The organism is Syntrophales bacterium, from assembly GCA_023228425.1.
In the GTDB taxonomy this organism is placed as follows: domain Bacteria; phylum Desulfobacterota; class Syntrophia; order Syntrophales; family UBA2210; genus MLS-D.
Genome location: JALOBE010000006.1, coordinates 46,850 through 72,814 on the forward strand (window position 1 = coordinate 46,850; position 25,965 = coordinate 72,814).

The following is a 25,965-nucleotide window of genomic DNA, read 5'->3' on the forward strand; positions in this document are numbered from 1 at the left end:
CCGCCGGGGGTTCCCCGTACCCTGTAAGTTTTCCGGCTTGGTGCGAGTTCGTCAAACCTGCCGCATCAGGCGTTTGGAACACTCTTCGAGATACCAAAAAAGCGTGACACGGTACTAGAACATCATCCCGATGGTAAATTCCCACCTGCTGGGTGACTCCCCCTCCTTCCGGTCGAGGACATACCCCCACTCGAGACGGAAGGGTCCGATGGGTGAATTCCAGCGGACACCGGCCCCTGCGGTCTGCCGCATGTCGTCGAAGTGAAAGCCGCTCTCCCAGGAATTGCCCGTGTCGTAGAAGATGACACCCCGTATGCCGGCGTCTCTGAGGAGAGGGAAAAGGAACTCGGCGGTATAGACCATCATCGTTTTGCCCCCGATCACGTCCAGATTGTCCGGACTGCGGGGACCCACATCACGAAGCCCTCGAAGGCTTCCGATGCCGCCCAGATAGAAGCGCTCGTAAATGGGAACTTCCTTCCCCTCATTCCCGTGTATCAGCCCGAATTGAGCCGCCACGCTGAAGACATAATCACTGACGACCGGAAAGAACCAGCGGGTTTCACCGCTGTATCGGGTGAAACTCGCGTCACCCTGCAGGGGACCGCCCGTGAATTCGACGGCAACACTGTTTCTCGAACCACGCGACGGCATCATCCAGGGATGCCTGGTGTCCCGAACCAGTGTGATCGTCAAACCGCTCGACATGATTTTTCCCTCCTGGTCCCGCACAAAGCGAGAGGCATAGGGCGATATGTTTTTAACGATATTTTCAGACAGTCGGTAGCGGATGTAGCCGTCCACCCGTTCGAAAAGACGGTACCCCAGTGTTCCCGCCAGGCCTTTTGTATAGACGTCGTAGGTGTCGCGCTCCCGTTCCATTTTCCACAGCTCGGCCTTGCTCCAGAGAGGTATGTCGAAGAGCCAGGGCTCGATAAAGGAGATTTCGTAATTGGTGGTTGCCGATCCCACGTATCCCTTGGCGCTGATGGTCTGGCCCCGGCCGAACAGGTTGCGTTCCGCCACTTCGGCCATGAAAATGACCTTGTCGATCGTACTGTAGCCCGCTCCGACGCTGAAAAGTCCCGTTGCCTTTTCGCTGACGTGGACATTGACGTCCATGAGAGATTCGTCGGCGCCCGGTTCGGTTTGAAAGTTGACTTCCTCGAAGTACTGAAGGCGGTTCAGACCTTCGTAACTGCCGGTAAGATTGTCCCGGCTGTACAATTGTCCTTCTATGACGGCCAGTTCCCTGCGGATCACCTTGTCCCTGGTGCGGGTATTCCCGGTTATGGAAATTCTGTCGATGTGAACGATCCTGCCCTTTTCGATATGGTAGGTTATGTCGATCTTCTGCCTCTCGGGGCTCGGCACCGTTCGGGGAATCACGTTCGCGTAGGCGTATCCTTCGTTGTTGCAGGCTGTCGTCAGATACTCCATGTCCCTGATGATCGCTTCCCTGTCAAAAAAATCTTTCTTCCTGATCTCGAGACCGGTCATCAGGGTATCCCTGGAAACATCCAGTTCGTCCCCGGTGATGCCCACGTCTCCTACCTGATACTGGCGGCCTTCCTGAACAGGGATAGTTACGTATATCCATCGATCGTCAATGCTGATCTCGGGATCTCCGATCTGTGCGTCGATGAAGCCGTTGTTATGATAGAAAACGGTCAGATTTTCTATGTCGGCCTGCAATTCAGTCCGGTTGTACAAGCCGGCATCGGTGAGAAAGCTGAAAATACCCCACTCGGATGCCTTCATCATCTTTTTCAGATCTTTATCGGTGTAAACCATGTTTCCTTCAAAGGATATGGTCCTGATGGATGGTTTTCTATGCTCCACAATGGTGAAGGTAACATAGACATCCTGCCCTTCCGCGTCGGCCTCGGCCGTATAGGCTACCTCCACGTTCAGGTATCCCCGTTCCTTGTAGAGCAGTTCTATGTTCTCTGCATCGGTGTTGACTCTCTCGGGATTGAACATCTGGCGGGTTTTGGCGGAAATGACATCCCGTATGTCGTTTTCTTTTATCTTCCTGTTGCCTTCTATGAGTATCTGGGCAATACGGGGACGCTCGGTAACGGTAAAGGTAATGACCCGTCCCTCGGTTGAATCTTCCACGGAGGCGGCCACATCACTGAAAAAACCCATTCCGTAAATGGACCTGATGTCTTCCGAAAGAAGGCGCTGCGAAAAGAGTGTCCCCTTCACGCTCTGTATGACATTGAGGATGGCTCCCTCCTCAATTCGCCGGTTTCCCTCGAAGCGAACCTCCGCCACCCGTTGGGCGGCAAAAAGGCGAAACAGCACCTCCTCGACCAGATTCCGTGATATGGAGCCGACGCTTTCCAGCCCCCGGCCCTGGAAGTAGAGGTCGCGAATGGTCGACTCCCGTTCCACGTCAACCACCTGGACATCGGTGCTGATCAGGTTCCCCAGCCGGGTCAGGCTTCCCATGATCACATAATCGACCTCCAGGTCCTTCCCCACGGAGAGCGCGAGGGCTTCCGTAACGGTGCGACCACCTATACGGTCAGTGACCGCTTCCTCTTCCGCCACTCTCACATAGGGTTGTCTTAAAAGCTCCGTCGTGATGTCGTCGGAAAGGCGCTCCTTGAGATAGGACGCGTCGGTATCGCTGTATATGTGGAATGGAAATACCGCTATTTTTTTTGTTTCTTCCGCACCGGCAACGGAAAAACAGAGAAACGCCGACAGGAGAAGGAATACCACCAGGGATTTGAGGTGATTACAGGACATGCAATGTACCATCCTTCAGAGTTACGGTGCGCGACATGCGACCGGCCATGGAAGTATTGTGGGTCACGACGACCAGCGTGGTTCCCCGCTCCCGATTCAATTGAAGCAGTAACTCGATGATCTTCCGCCCCGTTGCCGCGTCCAGGTTGCCCGTGGGCTCATCGGCAAGAAGTATGGCGGGCTCCATGATCATCGCGCGCGCCACGGCCACTCGCTGTTGTTCCCCCCCTGACAGTTCTCCCGGTTTGTGCGATAACCTATCACCAAGTCCCACCTCAGTCAAGGCAATCTCCGCTTTGAGCAGAGCTTCCCCGCGGGGCATACCGGCGATGCAGGCGGGCATCATGGCGTTCTCGGCGGCGGTAAATTCGGGAAGCAGGTGATGGAATTGAAAGACGAAGCCTATCCTGCGGTTTCTGAACCGTGCCCGTGTCCGTTCGTCCCCGGCAAAAGCGTCGATACCGTCGTAGAAGACCGAACCGCTCGAGGGATGATCAAGGAGGCCGAGTATCTGCAGGAGAGTGGTTTTTCCCGACCCCGACACGCCCAGGACGGCCAGGGTTTCGCCGGAGGCGATGTCAAGATCGATGCCTCTGAGAACCTTGACGGTCATGCTGTCCTTGACGAATGTCCTGGTTATTGCTTTCATCGATACCATTACCACGGGCTCCTATTCGTACCGAAGGGCTTCCGCCGGATCGAGCCGGGACGCGGTCCACGCGGGATATAGGGATGCCGCGAAGCACAGCACCAGGGTAATCAGAACGATGAGGGCCACATCGGGATAATTCACCTGTGAGGGAAGCGTAGGGAAGTAATAGACGTCCTTGGGGAGAACGGTAATGCCGAACACCCTCTCGACAAAGGCCGCGACGGATTCGATGTTCCGGGCGATCAGGACTCCGGCGACACATCCCAGGAACGTACCCACGGAGCCGATGATGAGGCCCTGTATCATGAATATTTTCATGATACTGCCCCTGGTGGCTCCCATGGATTTCAGGATCGCGATGTCACCGGTCTTTTCCATGACCGACATGATAAGTGTAATAATGATGTTAAAGGCGGCCACCAGCACGATAAGGCTCAAAATGATGAACATGACGGTCCGTTCCAGCTTGAGCGCCGAAAAAAGATTCCTGTTCATCTCCATCCAGGTCCGCGCCCGGTAGGGATAGCCGAGCCGCTCTTCGATCTTGCCGGCCACTTCCCCGGCGCGGTATATGGAGTCTATTTTGATTTCCACTCCGGTTACAGCGTCTCCCGTGTTGAGAAACCGCTTGCTGTCTGAAAGGGACAGAAAGGTCAGCGTCGAGTCATATTCATAGAATCCGGACTCGAAGATGCCCGCCACGGTGAACTTCTGGATGCGGGGCATGGTGCCCATGGGCGTGGGAATCCCCATGGGAAGGAGCACCTCGACCTCGTCTCCGTACCGGGCTCCCAGGATGCCTGCAAGCTCCCTGCCGATGACGACGGGAGGAAGATCACCACCCTCGATGGCGGTCGCGTCATCGGCAAGGGCGGACATGTCGCCCGCCGTCATCGATCCAACGGTAATTACCGAAAGAGCGCTCTCCGGCGCGATACCCCGAAGCACTGTACCGGTAACGCGGTTTCCCTTCTTCACCATGGCCTGTCCGTACACGAAGGGTGTTGACGCCACGACCCGGTCCAGGTGCTTCACCTCGTCCATCACCTGCCGGTACTCCTCCATGGAACCGTCAAGACGCATGAGAAGAATGTGCGAGTTGATACCCAGTATCTTGTTGCGAAGCTCGGTCTCAAAACCGCTCATGACGGACAGGACAATGATCAGCGCCGCCACTCCGAGAAAGATGCCCAGGGTGGAAATGAGCGTGTTGACGGAGATGATGGTCTGCTTGCGTTTTGCCCTGAGATACCTGATGCTGACGAACAGTTCATAACCCATGGGGGTATTGTACCTTTTCCCGATCAGGCCCTTTTGGTCTTTGACCGCATATGAGGAAAGAGGATGACATCCCTGATCGAAGGCGAATCCGTGAAAAGCATGACGAGCCTGTCGATTCCGATTCCTTCCCCGGCCGTGGGAGGCATTCCGTACTCCAGGGCCGTGATATAATCGTCATCCATGTCGTGGGCTTCCTCGTCACCGGACTCCTTTTCCGCAAGCTGATTCATGAACCGTTCTCTCTGGTCATCGGGATCGTTCAATTCTGAAAAGGCGTTGGCTATCTCGCGCCCCTGGATAAACAGCTCAAAACGGTCGACGTGGTCACTGTCATCGGAGCTTCTCCTGGACAAGGGGGAAACCTCGACGGGGTAGCGGGTGATGAAGGTCGGCTGGACAAGCTGTTCTTCCACAGTCTGCTCGAAAATAGCCACGATAATTTTCCCCGCGGGATCGGCATCGTTGACGGGTACATTCAGACGTCGCGCTTCCGCGAGCAGCGTTTCTTTCGAATCCAGGCGTTCCTGCGGAACATCGGCAAAGGTGGTGATAGCCTCCCGCAGGGTAAACCGCCGCCAGGGCGGCGTAAAGTCGATATCCACCCCCTGGGAGGTAAACGTTAAAGACCCGAAGATACTGCGGGCGATGAAGGTCAGCAGTTCTTCCGTCAGGGTCATCAGGTCCTCATAGGTCGCGTAGGCTTGGTAGAATTCCATCATGGTAAATTCAGGATTGTGCAGAACGGAGATCCCCTCGTTTCTGAAACTGCGGTTGATTTCGAATACCCGTTCCATGCCTCCCACGACCAGGCGTTTCAGATACAGTTCCGGGGCAATGCGCAGAAAGAGGTCCATGTCCAGGGTGTTGTGATAGGTCTTGAAGGGGCGAGCCGTCGCTCCCCCCGCTATGGGATGCATCATGGGGGTTTCCACCTCGAGAAAGTCCCGTTCCAGCATGAATTGCCGTATGAGATGTATGATCCTGCTCCGTATGATAAAGGTTTCTTTTACGGCCGGGTTCATGATGAGATCCAGGTAGCGCCGGCGGTAGCGCATCTCGACGTCCGTCAGGCCGTGCCATTTTTCAGGCAGGGGCCGCATTGCCTTCGAGAGGAGCCTGAGCACATCGGCGTCAATGGTCAACTCCCCCGTTTTTGTCCTGAACAACCGTCCCGCGACGAACAGTATGTCGCCCACGTCGAACTTCCTGAACAAGCCGTAAAAATCGTCGCCGACCTTCTCTTTCCTCACGTAAACCTGGATGCGCCCCGTCCTGTCCTGAATACTTATGAACGAGGCCTTCCCGAAGACCCTTCTGGCCATGATCCTGCCCGCGATCCGGAAGGTCTCCTTCACCCGGGACAGGGCGTCCTCATCGGCATCGCCATAGTATTCAAGAATTTCGGCGGCACTGTGCTCGACCTTTACGTCATTGGGGTACAGCTCGATGCCTGCGGCCCTGAGTTCCTCCGCTTTTTCCCGTTTTATTCTCAACAGATCGCTGGTGTCTTCCATGGTGCTTCGTTCCTGTTCGCGGGAATGTTTCCCTCTCAATTTCAGTGCCCGGAAAGCGCCCGTCGTTCCGGGTTCCGTAAGGAGGTTTACCTATCTGTTTTAACGGGAGCAGTCAAGGTATTTGACGACTTCATGAAAGCCGCCGGGGGGCGTCCCGCGGGCTCCCACCCGGAGCACACAAAAAGGATGGGGGATTATCATGAGAAAATGATTGACAAAAGTTCCCAGCGATACTAGCATGCCCTGTTGTTTCAGGGGTCTCCGGTCTTCCCGGAACGACCCCTGTTCGTTTTCCATTTGATGTACTGACACTTCCCGGACGAACTGTATGAAAAAAATGCTTTCAAAAAAACGGGCCCTCGAAATACTCGATCGATTTCCCCTGTCCCGGGTACTTGTCATCGGCGATATCATGGCGGACCACTTCATCTGGGGCAAGGTTACCCGCATTTCGCCGGAGGCTCCGGTACCGGTGGTCAGCGTCACCTCGGAAAGTCTTCTCCTCGGAGGCGCGGCAAACGTACTGAACAATGTGTTTTCCCTGGGGGGCAGGGCCTTCATCGCCGGCATCGCGGGCAGGGATGAGATGGGCTCCTGGATCAGGGAGCGACTCAGGGAAATGAAGGTCGATACGGATGGGATCATCATAACACCGGACCGTCCGACAAGTGTGAAAACAAGGGTCATCGCCCACAGCCAGCAGGTGGTCCGCTTCGACAGGGAGGACAGGAACCCCGTCGGCGCGGGGGCACGAAAAAAGATCGCGGGGTATCTGGAGTCGATGCTTGATGATATCGAGGCTGTTGTCATATCGGATTACAACAAGGGCCTGGTCTCGGAGGAGCTTCTCCACAGGATACGGAACCTCTGTTCCGGGGCGGGGATACCGCTCTTCATCGACCCGAAAAAGAACGGATTCTCCCTCTATCGTGACTGCGGCCTGATGACGCCGAACCAGGCTGAGGCCGCCATGGCCCTGGGTATGGACATCAACACCCGTGACGATCTGGTCCGGGCCGGGCGCCGGCTGCTTGAAGAGTACCACCTCAAGGGGGTCCTTATCACGCGGGGGGAGGAGGGAATGGCTCTCTTCGAGGACAACGGCGCCATCACCCATATCCCCGCCGTGGCGAAGGAAGTCTTCGATGTGACCGGAGCGGGAGATACGGTCATAGGAACCTTCGCCCTGGCGACCACCGCGGGCGCCACCGCCAGGGAGGCGGCTGTGCTGGCGAACCACGCGGCCGGAATCGCGGTCGGCAAGGTTGGAACTGCAACGGTTACACGGGAGGAACTGCTCCGGGTTCTCTGAAATGGAACCCCCTCCCGGCGGACAGCCCGCATTCACAGACTATCCAGGTGACCATGTCATGAGCCTTTTGAGCCGGCCCGATCCGGTTAAGCTGGTAGCAAGCATGATCTTTAGGGAAAGTGACTGGGTCACGCGGGCAATCGACGGCATGTCGGACGTTTATGGTAAACCGGACTACATCAGCACCGTCATGCCCTTTGACTATACTGATTATTACACGGCGGAAATGGGCGCGGGGCTGAAGCGGCGTGTAGTTTCCTTTGAATCCCTTATTTCGCCCGACGGGCTTCCGGCTGTCAAGAAATCGACCAATGGCGTGGAGGCGGCCCTGTCGCGCAAGGACAGGAGACGTGTGAACATCGATCCGGGCTGCCTATCGACGGGACACCTGCTCCTCGCCACGGGAAAACCCTATGCCCACAGACCCTACCTGGGCGACGGCGTGTACGGTGACCTGACACTGATCTACCGCGGCGGGTTTTTTCAGGAGTTGCCGTGGACCTATCCCGATTACCGGGAACCGTCGATGATCAGCATGCTCGCAAGAATACGGGAAAAATATCTGAAGCAGCTGGCGGCCGTGAAACGAAACCCGGAGGAGACAGCATGATACGGAGCATGACCGGTTACGGCAGATCCGAAACGACCTGCGGCACTGCCGCGGTGATCATCGAGATCAAGTCCTTTAACCACCGCAACCTGGAGATCACCACCAGAGTTCCGGGCAGTCTCGGCGCCCTCGAACTGCTGATCAGGAAAAAAATTGCCCAGTGCCTGTCCCGGGGCAGGATCGAACTGGTGATGCGCCTCGAGACGGACCGGGAGGGTACCGACGTCAGCGTGCTGAAGGCCGATCTTCCCCTTATCAGGGATTACTTCGACACTCTGTCACGGGTCAGGGACGAACTGGCACTGCCCGATCCCATAACGCTGGAGATGGTTACGTCAATAAAAAACGGCATCTACGCTTCTGAACAGGAATACGACGACCCCGACATCCGGTCCTCCATTGAAAAAGGCGTCGATGAGGCTTTGGCGGCTCTCATGGAGATGAAGGAGCAGGAAGGGTCGATCCTCTACAGGGATTTCACAGACAGGATCGACCGTATACAGCAATGGCTGGATGCCGTCACCGCCCGGGTTCCCCGGGTCGTGGCGGAATATCGGCAGCGTCTGGTGGAGCGCCTGAAAACGCTGGCGTCGGAAATAGAAATCGATGAGGCGAGACTGGCCCAGGAAATAGTATTCATGGCCGAGAAGAGCGACATAACTGAGGAGCTTGTCCGCCTGGACAGCCACATCAGCCAGTTCAGGGACCTACTGGACGCGTCGGAACCTTCCGGACGCAGACTGGACTTTATCTTCCAGGAAATGCATAGGGAAATCAATACGATAGGATCGAAGAGCGGTGATCTCGAGATTGCGCGAACCGTCATCGACGTTAAGACCGAACTTGCCAAATTACGGGAACAGGTTCAAAATATCGAATAGCAGGAACGCTGCGGCAGCAACGGAATGCATCCAGGGGGGATCATGAAACAGGATACGACGGATACGCAGGGGTGTATCGGCCTGCTGCGGATGTTCGCCCGGTCTTTGCTGATAAGCGCCTCCTGGAATTATTCGCGGATGCAGAACCTGGGGTTTGCCTTCGTCCTGGCTCCCCTGGCCGAGTCACGGGGTTCGAAGAGGGCCGAATTTCTTGTCACCCACCTGGATTCATTCAGTTCCCACCCCGTCATGTCGTCGCTGATCGTCGGGTCGGTCCTGAAGCATGAAGAAGCACTCCGGAATGCCGACGCCGTCCGGCTGAAGCAATCACTCGCGGCCCCTTATGCCGGTCTCGGAGTCCCCTTTTTCTGGGGATCACTCAGGCCGCTGGCATCCATTCTGGGAGTCGCTGCGGCTCTGACGGGCTCTCTTCCGGCACCGGCGACGGTACTGATCGCCTACAATGCCGTCCACGGACATGTACGGATAACGGGATTCATCAGGGCATACCGGGACGGAGCGGGCGCCATGGATTTCCTCAGAAGGATCGACATGCCCGAATGGGGAAAGAAGATACGATGGCTATCTTGTGTGGTGCTGGCGTTTCTCGGAGCGGGCTTTCTTTCCGGCCCCCTCTTCCGGAGCCCGGAATACCTGCCCGGACCGGTCGGCGCCCTGATGGTGCTTGCCGCCATCATGCTCTTTCGCGGCCTCGTTGTATTGAGAATTCCCGTGCTGGCAATTCTCTATGGATTCTCGCTGATCACGATACTCGCTGCCGGCCTGCTATGAAACGTGTACAAGCTTTTACACTCAAGAACGAACTGGGCCTTCACGCCAGGGTTGCCGCGACGCTGGTCAATACGGCGAAACGATTCAAGGCCCGGATCACCTATGAACGGGATGGAATCATCGTGGACGGGAAAAGCATCCTGGGCATTCTGACCCTTGCCTGCCCGAAGGGCGGGCGAATCATCATCGTAGCCGACGGACCGGACTCGGCTGAGGCCATGAAGGCCTTCGAGACACTTATTGAAGATAAATTCGGAGAAGAATAGGTGACGATACAGGGATCGAAACGAACCATCGTGTTGAAGGGGCTCGGGGTGTCTCCGGGTATCGCGGACGGACGGGCGCACCTGTTGGACAATCACAGTACTATGCCCTTCGCGCATCGTGAGATATCCCATCCGGCCCTGATAGAGCGGGAGATCGGCCGTTTCAGGCAGGCCCTGGAGGATTCGGAACGGGAACTCGCCGCCATCAGGGAAAAACTCGAGACTATAGACGGTATCGGTCCGCTTATTCTGGAAGTTCACGCCATGATGCTCAAAGACGCGGGCCTGCGTGAACAGACAGCAGGTTTCATCAAAAAAAACGGGATCAACGCCGAATGGGCCCTGGAGATGACCCTGACCCGCTATCGCGGCATTTTCAACAGGATGGAAGATGAGTACCTGAAGGCACGCATTCGGGATATCGAAGACGTGGTACAGATGATTCTTCGTCATCTGTCGGGGGCCGGCAAGGAAACGATTGACGACATCGATGAGAAAACCATTATTGTAGCCCACGATCTCTCGCCGGCGGAGACAGTGCAGTTGAAGGTCAGAAAGATTCTTGCCTTTGCCACCGATGTGGGAGGCAAGACCTCTCATACGACCATCGTGGCACGCTCCCTCGGCATACCCGCCGTCGTGGGGCTTGAACACATAACCCGCGAAGTCCGCAACGACGATATTCTGGTTGTTGACGGCACGTCCGGCGTGGTGATTATCAATCCCGACCAGGAGACACTGAAGCGCTATGAAGACAAGAAACTTCATTACCGCCTCCTGGAGGAGACCTACCTCAAGGAGGCGCGCCTGCCCGCCGTGACCCGGGACAACCTCAGGATTGGCGTTGGCGCAAATCTTGAATTTATTGAGGAAATTCCATCAGCAGTGCATCACGGCGCCAATGGTGTCGGCCTGTTCCGCACTGAATTTTTTTACATCAACAGGGAGCAGCCTCCCACAGAGGAGGAGCATTTCAATCATTACCGGCCCCTCATTGAAAATGAGCACCTGAAATGGGCCACCATACGAACCTTTGACTTGGGAGGAGACAAATTTATATCCGACCCGTGCCTCGCCGAGGAAATGAATCCTGCCATGGGGCTTCGGGCCGTCCGATATTGCCTGCAGGAACCGGAGTTTTTTGAAGTACAGATCCGGGGAATCCTTCGGGCCAGCGCCTTCGGAAACACGGGAATCATGATTCCGATGATTTCAGGCGTTGAGGAAATCAGGAGGGTGAAAACAATAATCGAGAGGGTGAAGGAAGGACTTCGCACCGAGGGAATCCCCTTCAATGAGGGCATAAAGCTGGGGATTATGATCGAAGTTCCCTCGGCGGCAATGATGGCAGGAGCCCTTGCCCGGGAAGTTGATTTTTTCAGTATCGGTACCAACGATCTTATTCAGTATTCCCTGGCCATCGACCGTGTCAACGAAAATGTGGGATACCTCTACAAGCCTTGTCATCCGGCGGTGTTGCAGCTTATCAGACATATCGTCACCGCCGGTCATCAGGCCGGAATCAAGGTGGCCATGTGCGGTGAAATGGCGGGAGATCCCTTCTGCACCATGCTCCTGCTGGGGCTTGAACTTGACGGCCTGAGCATGACACCCCTGGCCATTCCCAGGGTGAAAGGAATCATTCGGGAATCGACCTTCAAGGAATCGAAGGAGCTGCTCCGGAGGGTTCTCGCCTTTGACCAGGCCGACGAAATCGAAGAATATGTCAGGGAATACATGGTTCAACGATTTCCTGAGTACTGTGTTGACGATCACGCTGATTGACGGGATGATCCCATGGCTGCCGTAAAACCTTCCGATCACCCCTTGTGGTCCGTACCAACAACGAGGAGCCGACAGTGCTCGAAAAACTGACGCATCGTATAGAACGAGGGGATTATCCCTCCCGGAAGCTGCTGTCACGCCTGTACCGGTGGATCAGCCGGGCCGGTGAGCATTACGAGGGGGAACTCTCCGCTCCGACCCGGTATCCGTTCTTCTGGATCCTGGACCGAATGCTGTCACGGGTTACCATAGCGCAGGAGGATGTTGAAACCCTGAAGGACCTTTCGACACGGGGTATCGTCGTATACAGTCTTAAAAACCGCAGCCAGCTCAACTGCCTTATCATACGCAGCCTGCTTGCCGGGAACGATATCGATCCACCGGCCTACTGCCACGGAACCGGCATGCTCCTCTGGCAACCGTACCGAAAGGCGATCAGAACACTGGTCTCGAGAATTATCAACAATCCTTACAGGAACAAGTACCTCAAGCGGATCACCACTGAGGGGAAAAGCAGCCTCATCTATGTCCGGGGTTCCGCCCATGTCAGCAGCCCCTACCCGAAAGACCCCCTTCTTCAGCTTATCGAAGCCCAGCCTGAGATGACCGCGCCTGTTTTTCTCGTTCCCCAACTCGTCGTTTACGGCAGGAGAAGGGAGCGGGAAGTGCGAAGTTTCATGGAGATTCTCTTCGGACCTTCCGACAACCCCGGTCCTGTCCGCCGGTCCGTCCTGTTCTTCCGATTCTCCCGGAAAGCCGCCGTTATTTCCTGCAAACCCATCGACCTTCAACAATTTATGGCAGAGAACAGAAACGCGTCGCCGGGAATCCTGTCGAACCTGCTCCGGCAGGAAATTACTTCCAGGATCAATGCCGAACGGCGCTCAATATTGGGCCCTCTGCTTAAATCACGTGATGAAATCGTCGGCCAGGTTCTCAGGGATGTAGAGATGGTTCGAGTCATGCAGGAAATCGCCGAGGAGGAAGGCAGTGAACTGCAGGATGTGGTGCGGAAAGCCTCCCGTTACCTGCATGAAATAGCCGCCGACTATCGCGACAGTTATATCGCCGTCCTCGACCGGATCCTTACCTGGGTTTGGAACAACATCTATGACGGTGTCGTTATCGACCGGGAGGGTCTCGCAAAAATACGTGAAATATCAAAAAAAATGCCCTTTGTCATTGTTCCCTGCCACCGCAGCCACATCGACTACCTCCTGATTCACTACATATTTTATTACAACAATATTCAGCTTCCCTTCATCGCCGCCGGGAACAACCTCCTGGTATGGCCTATCGGACATATCTTCAGACGGTCGGGTGCTTTTTTCCTGAGAAGGACCTTCGCGGGGAACAGGCTCTACGCACAGGTTTTTGAAAAGTACATCAAAGTGCTTCTGCAGGAAGGTCATCCCCTCGAGTTCTTCATTGAAGGGGGCCGGAGCCGGACAGGCAAGATGGTCATGCCCAAGTACGGCCTTCTTTCCATGGTAATCCAGGCATACCGCGAAAAGGCCTGTGATGATATCGCCATCATTCCCGTGTACATAGGATATGACAAGGTCATAGAAGAAAAATCCTACCTGCAGGAATTGGGCGGCGGAGTCAAGAAGAAGGAATCCACGGCGGGCATCGTCAAGTCGAGCCGTGTGCTCAAGAAACGCTACGGCCGGGTGTACCTCAACATCGGCGAACCGATACAGATCAAGGAATACCTGGACCGGGCCGATCCATCCATAGAGGAGCGGACCACCGAGGAACGGCAAAGCCTGTACCGGAAAATGGGCTACGAGATCGCCCACAGGATCAACGACGTATCCGTGGTGACGCCCTTCGCTCTGGTGGCGGCGGCACTGCTCGGGCACTACCGGCGGGGCATCGCCCACGACGATCTCAGAAGCATCATTGACGAGTTGCATGACTACCTCGAGCATCGGAAGGTCTGCTTTTCCTCGACCTTCGCTGGAATCGATTATGCCATAACCGAAGCCCTCAACTTCTTTGAATCATCGGGGAACATATCGAAGATGGGCATCGATGAGGATGACGAGCCCGACGAGGAATTCGCCGAGATCATTTATTCTGTTGAAAGTGGTCGCCGTATGGGGCTTGAGTATTACAAGAACACCATACTGCACTTTTTCCTGCCCATTTCATTTGTGGCCGCCTCGATCCTTTCCAGTGACGAGGATACCATTCTCCTCTCCCGGGTCATGGAGGACTACCGGTTTCTGAAAAGGCTGTTCTGGAATGAATTCATATTCGATGACGAAAGCGACGACCTCGAAGAAATACGGGAAACCCTGCTGTACCTTGCCGATCGCGGCATGGTCGCCCGGGATCATTTCTTCGATGAAACATCGCGTCTGATCATCACGGGCAGGGGCAGAATCAGCCTCGCGCCCTTCGCGGGCCTGATACAGAACTATATAGAATCCTATTGGATCGTTCTCCGGGGAAGTTCGTACCTGAAAAACAAGGAGCGGAGTGACCGCGATCTTCTCAGGAAAACCCACAAACTGGGAATGAAGATGTATAAAAAGGGAGAGATCGCCCGGGAGGAAGCCCTCTCACCGCCGAATTACCAGGGGGCCCTCCGTTTCCTCAACGATGCCGGAGTCGTCACCGTTTCCTCGGGAAGTGTCGAGGGAGGCCGAAAGCGGGAGAAAAAAAGGGAAACAAAAACAGTTGTCCTCAACGAAGACCGGAGCCGGCTCGAGACGATCCGGCAGAAACTGTTCAAGTTCGTATCCCCCCGCTGAAATACCGGCGCGGCGGGAGCGATACGCGTTTTCCCCCCCTTCCAGGCCCCGCGCTACATGATGCAGTACAGCGCCGCCCGGCCGCGGTAGATGCCGGCTGAACTCAGTTCCTCCTCGATTCTGAGGATACGGTTGTATTTCGCAAGCCGTTCGCTCCGCGACAGAGAACCGCTCTTGATCTGCCCGCAATTCATGGCTACGGCCACGTCGGCTATAAAGGTGTCTTCCGTTTCGCCCGATCGGTGGGAAATGACCGTTGTGTAGGCCGCCTCTCTGGCGTGCAGGATTGTCTCGAGAGTTTCCGACAGAGTCCCTATCTGGTTGAGCTTGATGAGAATCGAATTGCCCACGCCACGGGAGATCCCCCTGGCAAGCCGTTCCTTGTTGGTGACGAAGAGATCATCGCCCACGATCTGAATCTGTCCGCCCAGCCTGTCCGTCAGCAGTTTCCAGCCATCCCAGTCGTCCTCGGCCAGGCCGTCTTCGATGGAGACGATCGGGTAGCGCGAGACGAGCCGTTCGTAGTAATCGACGAGTTCTTCCGCCGAGTGTTCGGACTTCCTTTCCGCCGCAAGGACGTATCGCCCCTCCCGGTAAAAAGAACTTGCCGCCGCATCCAGGGCGATAGCCACGTGGGTTCCCGGTTCATACCCGGCCTGTTGGACGGCCTCCATGATAACCATCAGGGCTTCTTCATTAGACTTCAGGTCCGGCGCGAAGCCTCCTTCGTCTCCGACGGCGGTGTTATATCCCCTTTCTTTCAGAACAGACTTGAGGCTGTGGAAGACTTCCGCCGCCATGCGCAGTCCTTCCCTGAAGGAAGGCGCTCCCAGGGGCATGATCATGAATTCCTGTATGTCCACGTTATTGTCGGCATGCTGCCCTCCGTTTATGATGTTCATCATGGGAACGGGCAGTTCACACGCGGAGACTCCGCCGAGATAGCGATAGAGGGGAAGCCCGAGCACTTCAGCCGCCGCCCTGGCGCAGGCCAGGGAAACGCCCAGCATGGCATTGGCTCCGAGACCGCTCTTGTTGGGAGTTCCATCAAGTTCGATCATCAGCAGGTCAATCGCTCTCTGGTCCAGGCAGTTCATGCCGGTTATTTCAGGACCGATCCTTTCAATAATATTTCGCACGGCCTTTTGAACACCCTTGCCGCCGTAACGGCCGGTGTCGCCATCGCGCAGCTCCAGCATTTCGTGTTCACCCGTTGAAGCTCCCGACGGAACCGAAGCCCTGCCCATGATTTCGGAACTGAGGGTAATATCGACTTCCACGGTCGGATTCCCTCGGGAATCAAGGATTTCACGTGCGGATACGTCAACGATTTCAGTCATGGTGCCACTCCGCCTTTTTTTAGGGGATTTCTTACACCTGTTTGAGTGCTATTTCAAGAAAAGACGACTCCCTGACAAGGCAGGATGTCTGGTTGGAGCGCATCACCCGTCACCGAGACGCGCCCCGTGTGCGCCTCTTTCTCCGGGACCCGTTTACAAAGCCGTCCCGCATCGGACGTTTTTCGGCTTTGTACGGGGTCGTCAGGATTGTCATGCGATCCTTTGGAACGGGCAACCGACGAAGTGGCCATTGACCTCGTCGCGGTCTTCAGTACGTGCCCTAGTACGTGCCCTTCATATGGACGAGAATATCCCGGACGACGCTGTCGATCTTTCCGGAAGCGATTTTTTTGAGCTTCGCTGCCCGAAGCTCGGCTTCTTCCATGTTCTTGCGCGCTTCGTCCTCGGCCTGGGCGACAATCTCTTTTTCCTGGTCGGCAACGTCCTCCAGGGACAGTTCGACGGAAATAATTTCCCGGGCTTTCGTCCGGGCGGCATCGATCGCCTTCTGCGCCTCGGCCCTGGCCTCATGTATGATTTTTTCCGCTTCAGCCTCGATGTCCCTGATACTTGTATAGGTGTCCGCGGTCATAGGCTACTCTCCTTACTGTATTTGAATTGTCCACTGTTCTCCCTGTCGTCCCCCGACACGGCGGACAGGGAGAACAGGACGCTCACGGTCTGTTCCTTTCAGGGTATGAAAACATACTGGGTGCAGGTCTTCAAGATCGTGCGTATCCGCCCCAACTGGGCTTTGAAGATCAAGACCCTGCCCCCGGTGAGGGACAGTTTCATGCCGAGAATGTTCGACAACACCCTGGCTTCAATTCCCTTCGGCGAAGGGATGGCCATCGCGCTCTCCCCGGACGACACCTCGATAATCATGGGCAGCATCAGATCATTCGATTCTTCCCGGTCAAGCATGCCCGCGAGGAGGGCCAGCTCTTTTTTTTTGAAGAAATGGGCGCTTCCGTCACCGCACATAATGTGGGGCGGTTTTTCTTCAAGCAGATCCGCCAGGCTTTTGCGACGCCGCGGTACATGGGCGTTGATGGCCCTGAACTCATCAAAGAGATATCGTTCCGCCGGCGTTTCACGCATCCTGTCATCAGTAAGCATGGGCTTCTTTGCGCTCCAAAAGCTGCTTCACATACTTGAGCCGGGCCGTTTCCTCACGATCCCGCTCCTCGAATTTCATGTTCAGGTAGCGAATTGTCACGTCAAGTGCCGGAATAACGATAAATTCCAAAGCATTGTTGACCCGCTTCACTTTGTTTATTTCCGTACCCAGGAGATCCAGTGAGTTCTGGAGTTCCGTCAGTTGTATGATCGTTTCAAGGCACTTCCGCGACTGTTCTATGCTGCTGTCAAGAACTGCCGATCCGTCGATACGGTTCCGAATCCTCTCCGTTCCTCCCTCGCCTCTTTCGATCTCGAAAAAGGGCAGCTTGACCCCCGCCACGTTCCTGGTTCCCGCGCTGACGGTGAAGGGCATCGCCGTAAGGGCCATTTCCTTCTCCAGGGGAACCTTTCCATGATAGCCCGACGCGATGGAGTAGGCCTTGTAGGCCTCGGCAAATTCCGCGAGGAGCTGCTCCCGGACGGCGGCGCATTCCTTGACCGTCTGCAGAAATTCCATGATCAGGAGGGAAAGCCGGTCCTTCACGATTTTCTGAATACGCTTTGCAAGCCTCTGCCGCCGCTTCAGGCGGGCCAGCTCCATCTTTGTCGGTCGCGTTACCTGTATCTTGACAGCCATAAACCGTTGTTCCGCCTTTCACCATATCCCCGCCGGGAGGTCATCCCTTCTTCGGCAGGTACCGGTCAATGTACTCCTGCCGGATGAGCTTCAGATCCTCAACAGGCAGCACGGAAAAGAGATTCCAGCCGATCCCCAGGGTCTCCTCTACGGAGCGCCGTTCGAACTCTCCCTGGGAAATGAACTCCTTTTCGAAGCGTTCTGATACTTCGAGATAGGTCTTGTCCCGGTCGCTCAGGGCTTCTGAGCCGATCACTGTGGATATTTCACGAAGATAGTTGCCTTCGGCGTACATGGCGTAGGACTGCATGAAGACATTGTTGTGGTCCTCCCGAGTGTTCCCTTCGCCGATGCCTTCCTTCATCATTCTCGAGAGGGAGAGGAAGACGTCGATGGGCGGATATATGCGTTTCCGCTCCAGTGCCCTGGAGAGAACGATCTGGCCTTCGGTGATGTAGCCCGTCAGATCGGCGATGGGGTGGGTGATGTCATCATCGGGCATGGTCAGTATGGGAAGAATGGTAACCGAACCCTCTTTCCCCTCGATTCGGCCCGCCCGCTCATAGAGTGACGCCAGGTCGGTGTACATGTATCCGGGATATCCACGCCTGCTCGGTATCTCGCCGCGCATGGCCGCCAGTTCCCGCAGGGCGTCACAGTAGTTGGTGATGTCCGTCAGGATGACCAGGACGTGCATGTTCCGCTCCCAGGCAAGGTACTCGGCCGCCGTCAGCGCCAGTCGAGGGGTTGAAAGCCGCTCGATGACCGGTGACGACGCGGTATTGATGAAAGCCACGGCACGGCTCAAGGCACCTGTTTCTTCGAGATTGGAAATGAAGTAGCCCGCGTCATCGTAGCTGACACCGATGGCCCCGAAGACAATAGCGAACTCCTCCGCCTTGCCCTTCAGGGACGCCTGCCGCAGAATCTGTGCCGCAATCTTGTTGTGGGGAAGGCCCGAACCGCTGAAAATGGGCAGCTTCTGCCCTCTGACCAGAACGTTCAGGCCGTCCATGGCAGAAATACCTGTTTCGATGAATTCAGCGGGCGGGATGCGGGACGCCGGGTTGGCGGGTATGCCGTTGATATCCAGATAGGCGTCGGAAACGATGGGGGGGCCGCCGTCTATGGGGTTTCCGCTGCCGTCGAAGATCCTCCCCAGAATGTCCGGGGAAACGGGCAGTTTCAGGGTCTCGCCCTTGTAGATGACCTTGCTTTCAAGAAGGTCGACCTCGCTGACGCCTCCGAAAACCTGGACGACGGTCGTTTCCTTTCCGACTTCGATAACCTGGCCCGTCCTCAACTCGCCGTTGCCGAGCTGAACGTCAACCACCTCGTCATACCGAATCCCCGGAATACTCTCGATTACCAGGAGTGACCGCCGAGCCACGGCGATTGCCTTTGTTTGTCGAGTAAAGAGTTGCGGAGCCTCCATCACGTGCCTCCTCCTTCTTGATAGCCGGTGCTTCTGCTTTTTTCGATATCCGACAGAAGCTCTTCGACGTACCGGTCGAAATCCTCTCCGGGAATATCTTTCATGCGGGATATCCGCTGCCTCACGTTAAGAGCCGCTATTTCGCCGACGAGCGTGCCCGATTCAACCATCTCCCTGCTCATGTCATAGAACTTGATGATGGCGTTGATCATCCTGTGCGTTCGTTCCGGTTCGGTGTAGGTGTCCACGGGGTGGAAGGCGCTCTGCATCAGGAAGTCTTCCCGAATCATTCGAGCCGCCAGGAGCAGCAGCTTGTCGTCTTCGGGCAAGGCTTCCGGTCCCACGAGTCGCACGATTTCTTCGAGATCGGCCTCCTTCTGGAGGGTGGTCAGTGTCTTGTTCCTCACGTCGTTGTATTCGTCACTGATTCTGTTCCACCACAGGTCCACGGAATCGGCATACAGGCTGTAGCTCTGGAGCCAGTTGATCGTGGGGAAGTGTCGCTTGTTGGCCAGCGCGACGTCGAGCGAATACAAAGCATCGATTATTCTCAACGTGGCCTGGGTAACGGGTTCACTGAAGTCCGCTCCGGGAGGGCTCACGGAACCGATGACCGTGGCCGATCCCATACGTTCCGGGCTTCCTACGCACTCAACCCGTCCTGAACGTTCGTAGAACATGGACAGCCGCGATCCGAGGTAGGTGGGAAAACCCTCCTCGCCGGGCGTTTCCTCCAGTCTGGCGCCGATCTCCCGCATGGCCTCCGCCCAGCGGGACGTTGAATCAGCCACGAGAAGAACATCATAACCCATGTCCCGGAAGTATTCAGCCATGGTGATGCCGATGAAAATACTGATTTCGCGGGCGACAACGGGCATGTTCGACGTGTTGGCCACGAATATTTCCTTTTCCTGGAGCATCCTCCCCGTTGCGGGGTCCTTCAGCTGCTTAAAGCTGTGGAGAACATCGGCCATCTCGTTCCCCCGCTCACCGCAGCCAACGTAGATATTAAGATGCGTCTGGGACCACCGGGCCATCTGCTGAAGATTGACCGTTTTCCCCGTGCCGAATCCTCCCGGAATTGCCGCCTTTCCACCCAGGGCAAGAGGGAAGAGATAGTCGATGATTCTCGTGCCCGTCACCAGGAGATCGATGGGATCGAAACGACGCTTGTAAACGCGGGGCTTCCGGGCGGGCCAACGCTGCACCATGGTCAGCTCCCGACGGTCTCCGTTGTTTTCCAGGACCGCGATGGTATCTTCTATGGTGAAGTGCCCTTCTTTAATTTCCCTGATAGTACCCTCAAGACCTATGGGAATCATGATTTTGTGCTCTATGAGGCCTGTTTCCGGAACGCTTCCGATGATATCACCCTCCCGCACGGTATCACCGGCCTTGACGGTGGGAGTGAAGTGCCATTTTTTGTCTCTGTCAAGGGGGGGGGTACGGGTTCCCCGGACAATGAAATCTCCGATTTCATCCTGCATGGTCACCAGCGACCGCTGGACCCCGTCATAGATATTCCCCACCATGCCGGGGCCGAGCTCGACCATGAGTATTTCCTGCGTTCCCGTGACCGGTTCGCCTACGCGCAGTCCTGCCGTGTCTTCATACACCTGGATGACGGCCTTGTCCCCTTCGAGTCCGATAATCTCTCCGGTAAGACGGTCGTCGCCCACGTCGACCACCTCGTAGACCTGTGAACCGCGCATGTCTTCGGCAATTACGACCGGTCCTGAAATTCTCCAGATTTTCCCCATTTGTCTCGCCTCACTTTGTTGTTTTACTGTTACCGGATTATCGAGCCCGGTACCGGTTCATGACTGTCCAGCCTGGGGGTTCTATATCTCCACATTAAAACCGATAAGGTTCTTGGTATAATTTTTGTAAAAGGATTTCACATCCATGGGTTCCGTCCTCAGGCCCGGCGGATATTCAATAACCGCTTTCTTCGGGACGCCCCGCGCCTGCCTCATCCGTACCAGCATGTCAGCCACGTGAACGGTCCAGTCGTCGGGAATCATGATGATCCCCACCGACCGGTCCTGGAGAAACGTTTCAAAGCCGATCCGGATTTTTTCTCGAAGATCCACGCCGCTGTCTTCCTCCACACGGCAGTACTTGCCGACTCCGGCCAGCCTCATGAGTGATGTCTGGTCATCGGTGCCGATTATCGCTATTTCCAGATCCTGCAGTATTCTCATGATAGCATCACCAGATAGTCGCGTGTTTCTGACGGTTCCACGCCGTCATTGACTGTTTTCAGAAGCAGCCGCACGTTGCGTATTTCGAGTTCCTTGAGCAGGAAGTACCACAACAGGTTGCAGGGAGAAAGTACCCTCGGAGACAGCAGATCCTGCAGGACCTTGTATTTGTGTTTCTCGACAACGCGGTCCACGGCATCTATCATCCCCGTTTTATCGTAGAGTTTGACAAGTTCCTGGGCCGCCAGCTCGTAATCGGTTCCTTCGAGGTGTGCTGTTATCTCCAGCGGTTTCACCGTAAGAAGCTCACGGAGGGTCGCCTCGGGAAATGCCTGCCCGCCGAGAAGAAAAAACTCGCTGGACGTATCCGTTTTCCTGAAGGAGGACCGGAAGAGAAGAGACAGATTGGTGCTGTCAATGATGGTGATCAGCGCCGTCGCCAGAATAGCCCCGTCGATCATATCTGAAACCGCATGCAACAGGTGATTGAAATACCTGTTGTCGATCCCGGCTTCACCGTCAATGAGGGAGCGGCGGTCCAGATCCCTGATGCCTTCAAGAACATCGCCATAGTCAATGAAGTCTGCCTTGACAAGAACCTCGTTAATGTCCCTGACAGTTTCAGCCATCATGAGTTCATCGAGGTAGCCCAGCTCATAGATGTCACCCATGGGAACGGGAGGAGGCAGTTCCTTGCCGGTTACTTTCCTGAGGGCGATTTTCACGTTCAACAGGTCATACTTCCTGAGGTACAGGTCCATCAGCAGGGCCATGTCACGGGGCAACCTGAATGCCGCGAGGCGGTTTCGGCAAAAACGCAAATAATCCCACAGCGCCTCGTCGAGTTCGTCGATCCTGTTCACGGGCTGTTCCCAGAGGTGGTCGCCGATGTCGGTACTCCTGATGGTTTCGATGGCTTCCCGTACCGTCGAGGTCCGCTGGAGCATGCCCTCCACGTGATCCGACGTTACACAGCGTGCTTCCTCGCCCTTGAGATAGGCTGAAGCAAAGGAATAGGAAGGGCTGACAAGCTTCAATGGTTTTCAGCTCCCGAAAAGTGTCTGCCCGATTTCAGGCAGTATTTTGGGTATCAGCATCTCCAGCCTTCGTTCGAAGCTGTTGTCGATGCTGATCATACCGTCGGTCGTTTCGGCTATGATGCCGCCGAGCATGTCTTTTTCGTATATATCCGCGACTTGTTTTTTGAGGGCATCGTCCGAGCGGACGACGTTCAGGATGGTTTCACGATCCCTGGGAGCTACGAAGAGTTGTATTTCCCCATCACTTTCAAAGGCATCAACAATTTCCTTGAGAAGTATTCTCGCCTCGGCGGCGCTCAGAATACTCTTTTCAAGCTCGTCGCGCACCCGGGCAATGATTGTATTTATGACATCGTCTTTCTCCCGTAAAACCGTCTGTCGTTCTTTCAGGGTCGACTGGGCGAGGATTTTTGCCGCTTCCCGCCTGGCCCCGGCAATTCGCTTCTGTTTTTCTTCCTCGAGGAGTTTTTTTTTCTGATCTCGGGCCTGCTCAAGTATGGCGCTCGCCCTGTTCTGAGCTTCCGCAACAATCCGTTCGGCTTCATCGCGCGCCTTTTTGAGGATAGCTTCCCGTATTTCTTTCGTTTCCATGAGTATCACCTTTACGTATCTGTAATTACATGAGTCCCAGCAGGCTCAGGGCCATGATGCTGAAAACGAGCCCGAGAACACCGAGAAGTTCGACAAAGACGGCAAGCATCAGGGAAACCGTCAGGATTCTTCCCCGCGTCTTGGGTAGCAGGGCGATTCCCGAGGCGCAGACGGAACCCTGGAACATGGCTGAGAAGGCCTGTGCCAGTCCGCCCATTATGCCGATGCCGAGAACGGCAAATCCGGCGCCGATTGCCGCATCGGCCAGATTTGGAATGACAACGGTAAGTATGATGATGAGGATGATAAGACCGTAGAAACTCTGGGTCATGGGCAGCGAAGCCAGGACGATGACGTTCCTGAGCTGCCCGGGATCTTCCGACAAGGTAGCCGTTCCGGATGATGCCGCGTTGCCAATACCTATTGACGATCCCGCAAGACCGCCCCCCAGCGCCATGGCGCCTCCAAAAATAGCCAAACCCTCAATCAAAGTCATTGTCGTACACCTCTCCTTCAAGGTTATTTGCCCAGAACGACCTCTCGACGAAATCTCATGTGAAACGGCGTATACTCCCGTCCTCCCCCCTCGTAAAACTTGAGGAGGTATTCTACGAAGCAGAGCCTGAGCGAATGTATGAATGAGGCCAGGCTGCTCAACAGCATATTTAACACGTGAAACATGATGAGCAGAACCATGCAGACAAGAAAACCCGCCGCCTTGCCGGGGAATCCGGGAATCACGGCGATCGCTATTTCAGCGACCCATCCCGAAAGAAGATTGAAGGATGACGCCAGGTACGAGGTGGCGAGCCCCACTCCGGCGAGCCGGGAGTAGGACATGATGTCCCCCAGGACACCCGTGAGATCGAAGATCCAGAAAAGGGAACCAAGCGCCCCCATGGACATGAAGGAACCGATGATAAGGAGTACGATCCCGAAGAGTATGACATACAGGAAGGCGGCATAGGCCGCGGCATCGACGGGGATGATGGGGATCTTGAACAGAACAAAAACAATGTAGGGGATGCCGAAAATCTGAACCAAGAACAGCCCGATTTTATTAATAATAGTTCCCCGATCCCTCTCTTTTGCCGCCCGTATCAGCCCCAGCACGTGGGCTATGTTGAGGTGCACTACTCCGATGACCAGTGCGAGAATGATAAAAAATATGGGGTTCGACAGAACGTTCTGAACCGTCAGGATCACCGCCAGGGACGCGAGGTCGATTCCGAAAAATTTCTGTGGGAAATCACCCAGGTATGCCCCGGAAAGGATGCTGAACACAGCCGTGACGGTACCGCATATGTACAGCACTCTCCTGAAGAGTCTCGTCCCCTCCGAATCAGGGTCTTCCGCGATCTTGTCAAGGACAAAACGGGCCATGAGCAGCAAACCCAGGGCGTACACCAGATCGCACAGCATGATGCCGAAGAAGAACGCGAAGAAATAGGCAACACTGGGGGTGGGATCCCAATCACCGTAGCGGGGGAGGCTGAAAAGGCGGATAATTACTTCAAAAGGCTGAATTCCCTTTATGTTTTTGAGTTTCGTGGGCGGTCTGTCGACGGCGACAGGCCGGATCATCTCCACAAAAACAGTGTCCACAGCCTCCTTGAGATCCCGCTCAATCGTTCCTGCCGCATATTCGGGGATCCAGCCCTCGACGAGGCTGACGTATTGTGCCTCGGCCGCCTGGAGAAGGACCGTATACCGTCCGAACCCGGCCAGAAGTATCTCTCTGAAGAGAGCTATGTTTTCCAGTTCACCGCTGATCCCCTCCCGAATTTCGTTCTGGAGCCGTTCCGATTCTTCGAGCTTCCCGGCAATGTCACGGCGGTTCTGAACGATGAATTCCGACAGGGGGAGATCATGATCCGGTATGTCGAGAACGCTTATACCCAGGTCTTTTATTACCTGCTCCACCTGTTTCCCGGAATCGGCCCCGGTTATGAAAAAACACACCACCATGCCGTCTTCGGTCGACGGGGAAACATTCTGAAGCAGCTGTCCACCGACTTTGTCATTGAAGATCCTGAAGGTTTCATCTGTGAGAACGATAACGTTACTGAACAGGAAATCGCCGGAATAGTGAAGATCCTTGACGACGGGGTTGATTTCCTCTGCCAGCCGGCTCAGGTACCTGTCAAGCAATTCGGAACGATTGAGTTCTTCCCTCTGCAGGTTATATTTTTTGATCACCCGCGACAGGGACTGATGAAGCTTACCTACGGCGTCGATGACATGGGGCAGGGTGTCCCGGGTTCCCGCGTCGCCCACGTAGACTGTCCGGGGTTCCGGAAGATACGAGATGATATCGTCGAGGAGATTGATGGATTCACGTATGCGGCGCCGTTCGTTTTCGATGCGCTCGCGATCAACGGGACCCAGGTCGGAGGCTTCTTCGATATGAAGAACACCCAAGTCCTGGAGTCTTTCTAGGGTTTGTTGTGATTGGTCTTTAATGGCTATTACCCTGACCCGCATCATGGGTTCAGGAGTGTTAATGAAAATTGCTGACATAAGACTGGACTCCCCAATGCCGCTAGAGACATATTCAGGAAACCCTCTGGTTTCCTTTCAGCATCTGCCACAAAAATCTATGAGAGGCTCAAGCAACGTTCCGTTTGAATGTGCGAATCAGGTCTTTTGAAACATTACGCTTCCAGAAGCATGGTGCATTTCTGGAGAGCTTTCGGTTCAAAGAACGAGAGAAGGAGGCTTTTTACCAAGTCAGCCTATGAAAAAAAAGAAATGCCACTATAGTTTTAATATAAAGTTTATAAAAGTCAAGTATTTTCGAAAAAAATGAAAAAATCTCGGCGGAGGCACCATTTATATCAGTAATTCTGATGCTATACCCGCGGTCACAGGCCTGCTGCAACCCCACCGGCCCACAGGGTGATGATGCTATATTCTTTGCTGATGGACCCCGTTTCTGCTATAAGGCAGCATAACCCGCCACGGTTCACAGGAGAGTGCCG

At 55.3% G+C, this 25,965-nt stretch carries 22 protein-coding genes; 7 read left to right on the forward strand and 15 right to left on the reverse strand.

All coding sequences use genetic code 11. The features are described 5' to 3' along the window. Window positions 1–114: 114 nt before the first annotated feature. From bamA to lysS, 4 genes are read right to left on the reverse strand one after another with little or no spacing between them, the layout of a single operon-like run. Entirely contained in the window at window positions 115–2,760 is a 2,646-nt protein-coding gene (gene bamA / locus M0Q23_03550; GenBank protein MCK9527721.1) for an outer membrane protein assembly factor BamA, read from the reverse strand. Continuing rightward, a complete protein-coding gene (locus M0Q23_03555; protein MCK9527722.1) occupies window positions 2,750–3,418 on the reverse strand; it encodes an ABC transporter ATP-binding protein in 669 nt (222 codons plus the stop codon). Before M0Q23_03555 ends, bamA begins: the two co-directional genes overlap by 11 nt. Window positions 3,419–3,430: 12 nt before the next feature. Next, window positions 3,431–4,693 carry a lipoprotein-releasing ABC transporter permease subunit gene (locus tag M0Q23_03560; GenBank protein ID MCK9527723.1) on the reverse strand — a complete coding sequence of 421 codons (1,263 nt, stop codon included), beginning with the start codon at window positions 4,691–4,693 and terminating at the stop codon, window positions 3,431–3,433. A 23-nt stretch (window positions 4,694–4,716) separates the two neighbouring features. After that, the gene (lysS, locus tag M0Q23_03565; protein MCK9527724.1) at window positions 4,717–6,207 is read right to left on the reverse strand and encodes a lysine--tRNA ligase; all 1,491 of its coding nucleotides are present in this window, start codon (window positions 6,205–6,207) and stop codon (window positions 4,717–4,719) included. Window positions 6,208–6,535: 328 nt separating this feature from the next. On the opposite strand from lysS, the gene rfaE1 reads away from it, so the two are divergent. The 7 genes from rfaE1 (at window position 6,536) to M0Q23_03600 (ending at window position 14,615) form a co-directional block, all read left to right on the forward strand. Beyond that, the gene (rfaE1, locus tag M0Q23_03570; protein MCK9527725.1) at window positions 6,536–7,519 is read left to right on the forward strand and encodes a D-glycero-beta-D-manno-heptose-7-phosphate kinase; all 984 of its coding nucleotides are present in this window, start codon (window positions 6,536–6,538) and stop codon (window positions 7,517–7,519) included. A 58-nt stretch (window positions 7,520–7,577) separates the two neighbouring features. Beyond that, on the forward strand, window positions 7,578–8,129 hold the full coding sequence (locus M0Q23_03575) for a DUF4416 family protein (protein MCK9527726.1): 552 nt from the start codon (window positions 7,578–7,580) through the stop codon (window positions 8,127–8,129). After that, window positions 8,126–9,010 (forward strand): YicC family protein, encoded by an 885-nt coding sequence (locus M0Q23_03580; protein ID MCK9527727.1) that lies wholly within the window; start codon window positions 8,126–8,128, stop codon window positions 9,008–9,010. The genes M0Q23_03575 and M0Q23_03580 overlap by 4 nt, the downstream gene beginning before the upstream one ends. 42 nt (window positions 9,011–9,052) lie before the next feature. Then, complete coding sequence (locus M0Q23_03585) at window positions 9,053–9,802, forward strand: PTS system mannose/fructose/sorbose family transporter subunit IID (GenBank protein MCK9527728.1); 750 nt, start codon at window positions 9,053–9,055, stop codon at window positions 9,800–9,802. Next, on the forward strand, window positions 9,799–10,068 hold the full coding sequence (locus M0Q23_03590; GenBank protein MCK9527729.1) for an HPr family phosphocarrier protein: 270 nt from the start codon (window positions 9,799–9,801) through the stop codon (window positions 10,066–10,068). The genes M0Q23_03585 and M0Q23_03590 overlap by 4 nt, the downstream gene beginning before the upstream one ends. After that, the gene (ptsP, locus tag M0Q23_03595) at window positions 10,069–11,853 is read left to right on the forward strand and encodes a phosphoenolpyruvate--protein phosphotransferase (protein ID MCK9527730.1); all 1,785 of its coding nucleotides are present in this window, start codon (window positions 10,069–10,071) and stop codon (window positions 11,851–11,853) included. Between the two features lie 74 nt (window positions 11,854–11,927). After that, window positions 11,928–14,615: a 1-acyl-sn-glycerol-3-phosphate acyltransferase gene (locus tag M0Q23_03600; protein MCK9527731.1), complete on the forward strand. Its 2,688-nt coding sequence runs from the start codon at window positions 11,928–11,930 to the stop codon at window positions 14,613–14,615. 53 nt (window positions 14,616–14,668) lie between these two features. Here M0Q23_03600 and eno read toward each other — a convergent pair whose 3' ends face one another. The 11 genes from eno to M0Q23_03655 all read right to left on the reverse strand — a co-directional run bounded on the left by eno (window position 14,669) and on the right by M0Q23_03655 (window position 25,504). Next, on the reverse strand, window positions 14,669–15,955 hold the full coding sequence (eno, locus tag M0Q23_03605) for a phosphopyruvate hydratase (GenBank protein MCK9527732.1): 1,287 nt from the start codon (window positions 15,953–15,955) through the stop codon (window positions 14,669–14,671). Between the two features lie 280 nt (window positions 15,956–16,235). Next, window positions 16,236–16,547, reverse strand: coding sequence for a hypothetical protein (locus tag M0Q23_03610; GenBank protein ID MCK9527733.1), 312 nt, complete (start codon window positions 16,545–16,547; stop codon window positions 16,236–16,238). 98 nt (window positions 16,548–16,645) lie between these two features. Continuing rightward, window positions 16,646–17,074 (reverse strand): DUF61 family protein, encoded by a 429-nt coding sequence (locus M0Q23_03615; protein MCK9527734.1) that lies wholly within the window; start codon window positions 17,072–17,074, stop codon window positions 16,646–16,648. Continuing rightward, on the reverse strand, window positions 17,064–17,714 hold the full coding sequence (locus tag M0Q23_03620; protein MCK9527735.1) for a V-type ATP synthase subunit D: 651 nt from the start codon (window positions 17,712–17,714) through the stop codon (window positions 17,064–17,066). Before M0Q23_03620 ends, M0Q23_03615 begins: the two co-directional genes overlap by 11 nt. Window positions 17,715–17,754: 40 nt before the next feature. Beyond that, window positions 17,755–19,149, reverse strand: coding sequence for a V-type ATP synthase subunit B (locus tag M0Q23_03625; GenBank protein ID MCK9527736.1), 1,395 nt, complete (start codon window positions 19,147–19,149; stop codon window positions 17,755–17,757). Continuing rightward, entirely contained in the window at window positions 19,149–20,909 is a 1,761-nt protein-coding gene (locus M0Q23_03630; GenBank protein ID MCK9527737.1) for a V-type ATP synthase subunit A, read from the reverse strand. Before M0Q23_03630 ends, M0Q23_03625 begins: the two co-directional genes overlap by 1 nt. 81 nt (window positions 20,910–20,990) lie before the next feature. Continuing rightward, window positions 20,991–21,353, reverse strand: coding sequence for a V-type ATP synthase subunit F (locus M0Q23_03635; GenBank protein ID MCK9527738.1), 363 nt, complete (start codon window positions 21,351–21,353; stop codon window positions 20,991–20,993). Further along, a complete protein-coding gene (locus tag M0Q23_03640) occupies window positions 21,350–22,390 on the reverse strand; it encodes a V-type ATPase subunit (GenBank protein MCK9527739.1) in 1,041 nt (346 codons plus the stop codon). The genes M0Q23_03635 and M0Q23_03640 overlap by 4 nt, the downstream gene beginning before the upstream one ends. Before the next feature lie 6 nt (window positions 22,391–22,396). Beyond that, a complete protein-coding gene (locus M0Q23_03645) occupies window positions 22,397–22,984 on the reverse strand; it encodes a V-type proton ATPase subunit E (GenBank protein MCK9527740.1) in 588 nt (195 codons plus the stop codon). A 25-nt stretch (window positions 22,985–23,009) separates the two neighbouring features. Further along, window positions 23,010–23,480, reverse strand: a complete 471-nt coding sequence (locus M0Q23_03650) for a hypothetical protein (GenBank protein ID MCK9527741.1) — start codon at window positions 23,478–23,480, stop codon at window positions 23,010–23,012. A 23-nt stretch (window positions 23,481–23,503) separates the two neighbouring features. After that, window positions 23,504–25,504 (reverse strand): hypothetical protein, encoded by a 2,001-nt coding sequence (locus tag M0Q23_03655; GenBank protein ID MCK9527742.1) that lies wholly within the window; start codon window positions 25,502–25,504, stop codon window positions 23,504–23,506. Window positions 25,505–25,965: the final 461 nt, after the last annotated feature.

Excerpts from the sequence above, each read along its gene's own strand:
- M0Q23_03635 (MCK9527738.1), bottom strand. The coding sequence starts at position 21,353 with ATGAGAATACTGCAGGATCTGGAAATAGCGATAATCGGCACCGATGAC.
- rfaE1 (MCK9527725.1), top strand. The coding sequence starts at position 6,536 with ATGAAAAAAATGCTTTCAAAAAAACGGGCCCTCGAAATACTCGATCGA.
- lysS (MCK9527724.1), bottom strand. The coding sequence starts at position 6,207 with ATGGAAGACACCAGCGATCTGTTGAGAATAAAACGGGAAAAAGCGGAG.
- M0Q23_03625 (MCK9527736.1), bottom strand. The coding sequence starts at position 19,149 with ATGGAGGCTCCGCAACTCTTTACTCGACAAACAAAGGCAATCGCCGTG.
- eno (MCK9527732.1), bottom strand. The coding sequence starts at position 15,955 with ATGACTGAAATCGTTGACGTATCCGCACGTGAAATCCTTGATTCCCGA.
- M0Q23_03650 (MCK9527741.1), bottom strand. The coding sequence starts at position 23,480 with ATGACTTTGATTGAGGGTTTGGCTATTTTTGGAGGCGCCATGGCGCTG.
- M0Q23_03615 (MCK9527734.1), bottom strand. The coding sequence starts at position 17,074 with ATGCTTACTGATGACAGGATGCGTGAAACGCCGGCGGAACGATATCTC.
- M0Q23_03585 (MCK9527728.1), top strand. The coding sequence starts at position 9,053 with ATGAAACAGGATACGACGGATACGCAGGGGTGTATCGGCCTGCTGCGG.
- M0Q23_03590 (MCK9527729.1), top strand. The coding sequence starts at position 9,799 with ATGAAACGTGTACAAGCTTTTACACTCAAGAACGAACTGGGCCTTCAC.
- M0Q23_03620 (MCK9527735.1), bottom strand. The coding sequence starts at position 17,714 with ATGGCTGTCAAGATACAGGTAACGCGACCGACAAAGATGGAGCTGGCC.
- M0Q23_03630 (MCK9527737.1), bottom strand. The coding sequence starts at position 20,909 with ATGGGGAAAATCTGGAGAATTTCAGGACCGGTCGTAATTGCCGAAGAC.
- M0Q23_03580 (MCK9527727.1), top strand. The coding sequence starts at position 8,126 with ATGATACGGAGCATGACCGGTTACGGCAGATCCGAAACGACCTGCGGC.
- bamA (MCK9527721.1), bottom strand. The coding sequence starts at position 2,760 with ATGTCCTGTAATCACCTCAAATCCCTGGTGGTATTCCTTCTCCTGTCG.
- M0Q23_03555 (MCK9527722.1), bottom strand. The coding sequence starts at position 3,418 with ATGGTATCGATGAAAGCAATAACCAGGACATTCGTCAAGGACAGCATG.
- M0Q23_03560 (MCK9527723.1), bottom strand. The coding sequence starts at position 4,693 with ATGGGTTATGAACTGTTCGTCAGCATCAGGTATCTCAGGGCAAAACGC.
- M0Q23_03610 (MCK9527733.1), bottom strand. The coding sequence starts at position 16,547 with ATGACCGCGGACACCTATACAAGTATCAGGGACATCGAGGCTGAAGCG.
- M0Q23_03655 (MCK9527742.1), bottom strand. The coding sequence starts at position 25,504 with ATGTCAGCAATTTTCATTAACACTCCTGAACCCATGATGCGGGTCAGG.
- M0Q23_03645 (MCK9527740.1), bottom strand. The coding sequence starts at position 22,984 with ATGGAAACGAAAGAAATACGGGAAGCTATCCTCAAAAAGGCGCGCGAT.
- M0Q23_03575 (MCK9527726.1), top strand. The coding sequence starts at position 7,578 with ATGAGCCTTTTGAGCCGGCCCGATCCGGTTAAGCTGGTAGCAAGCATG.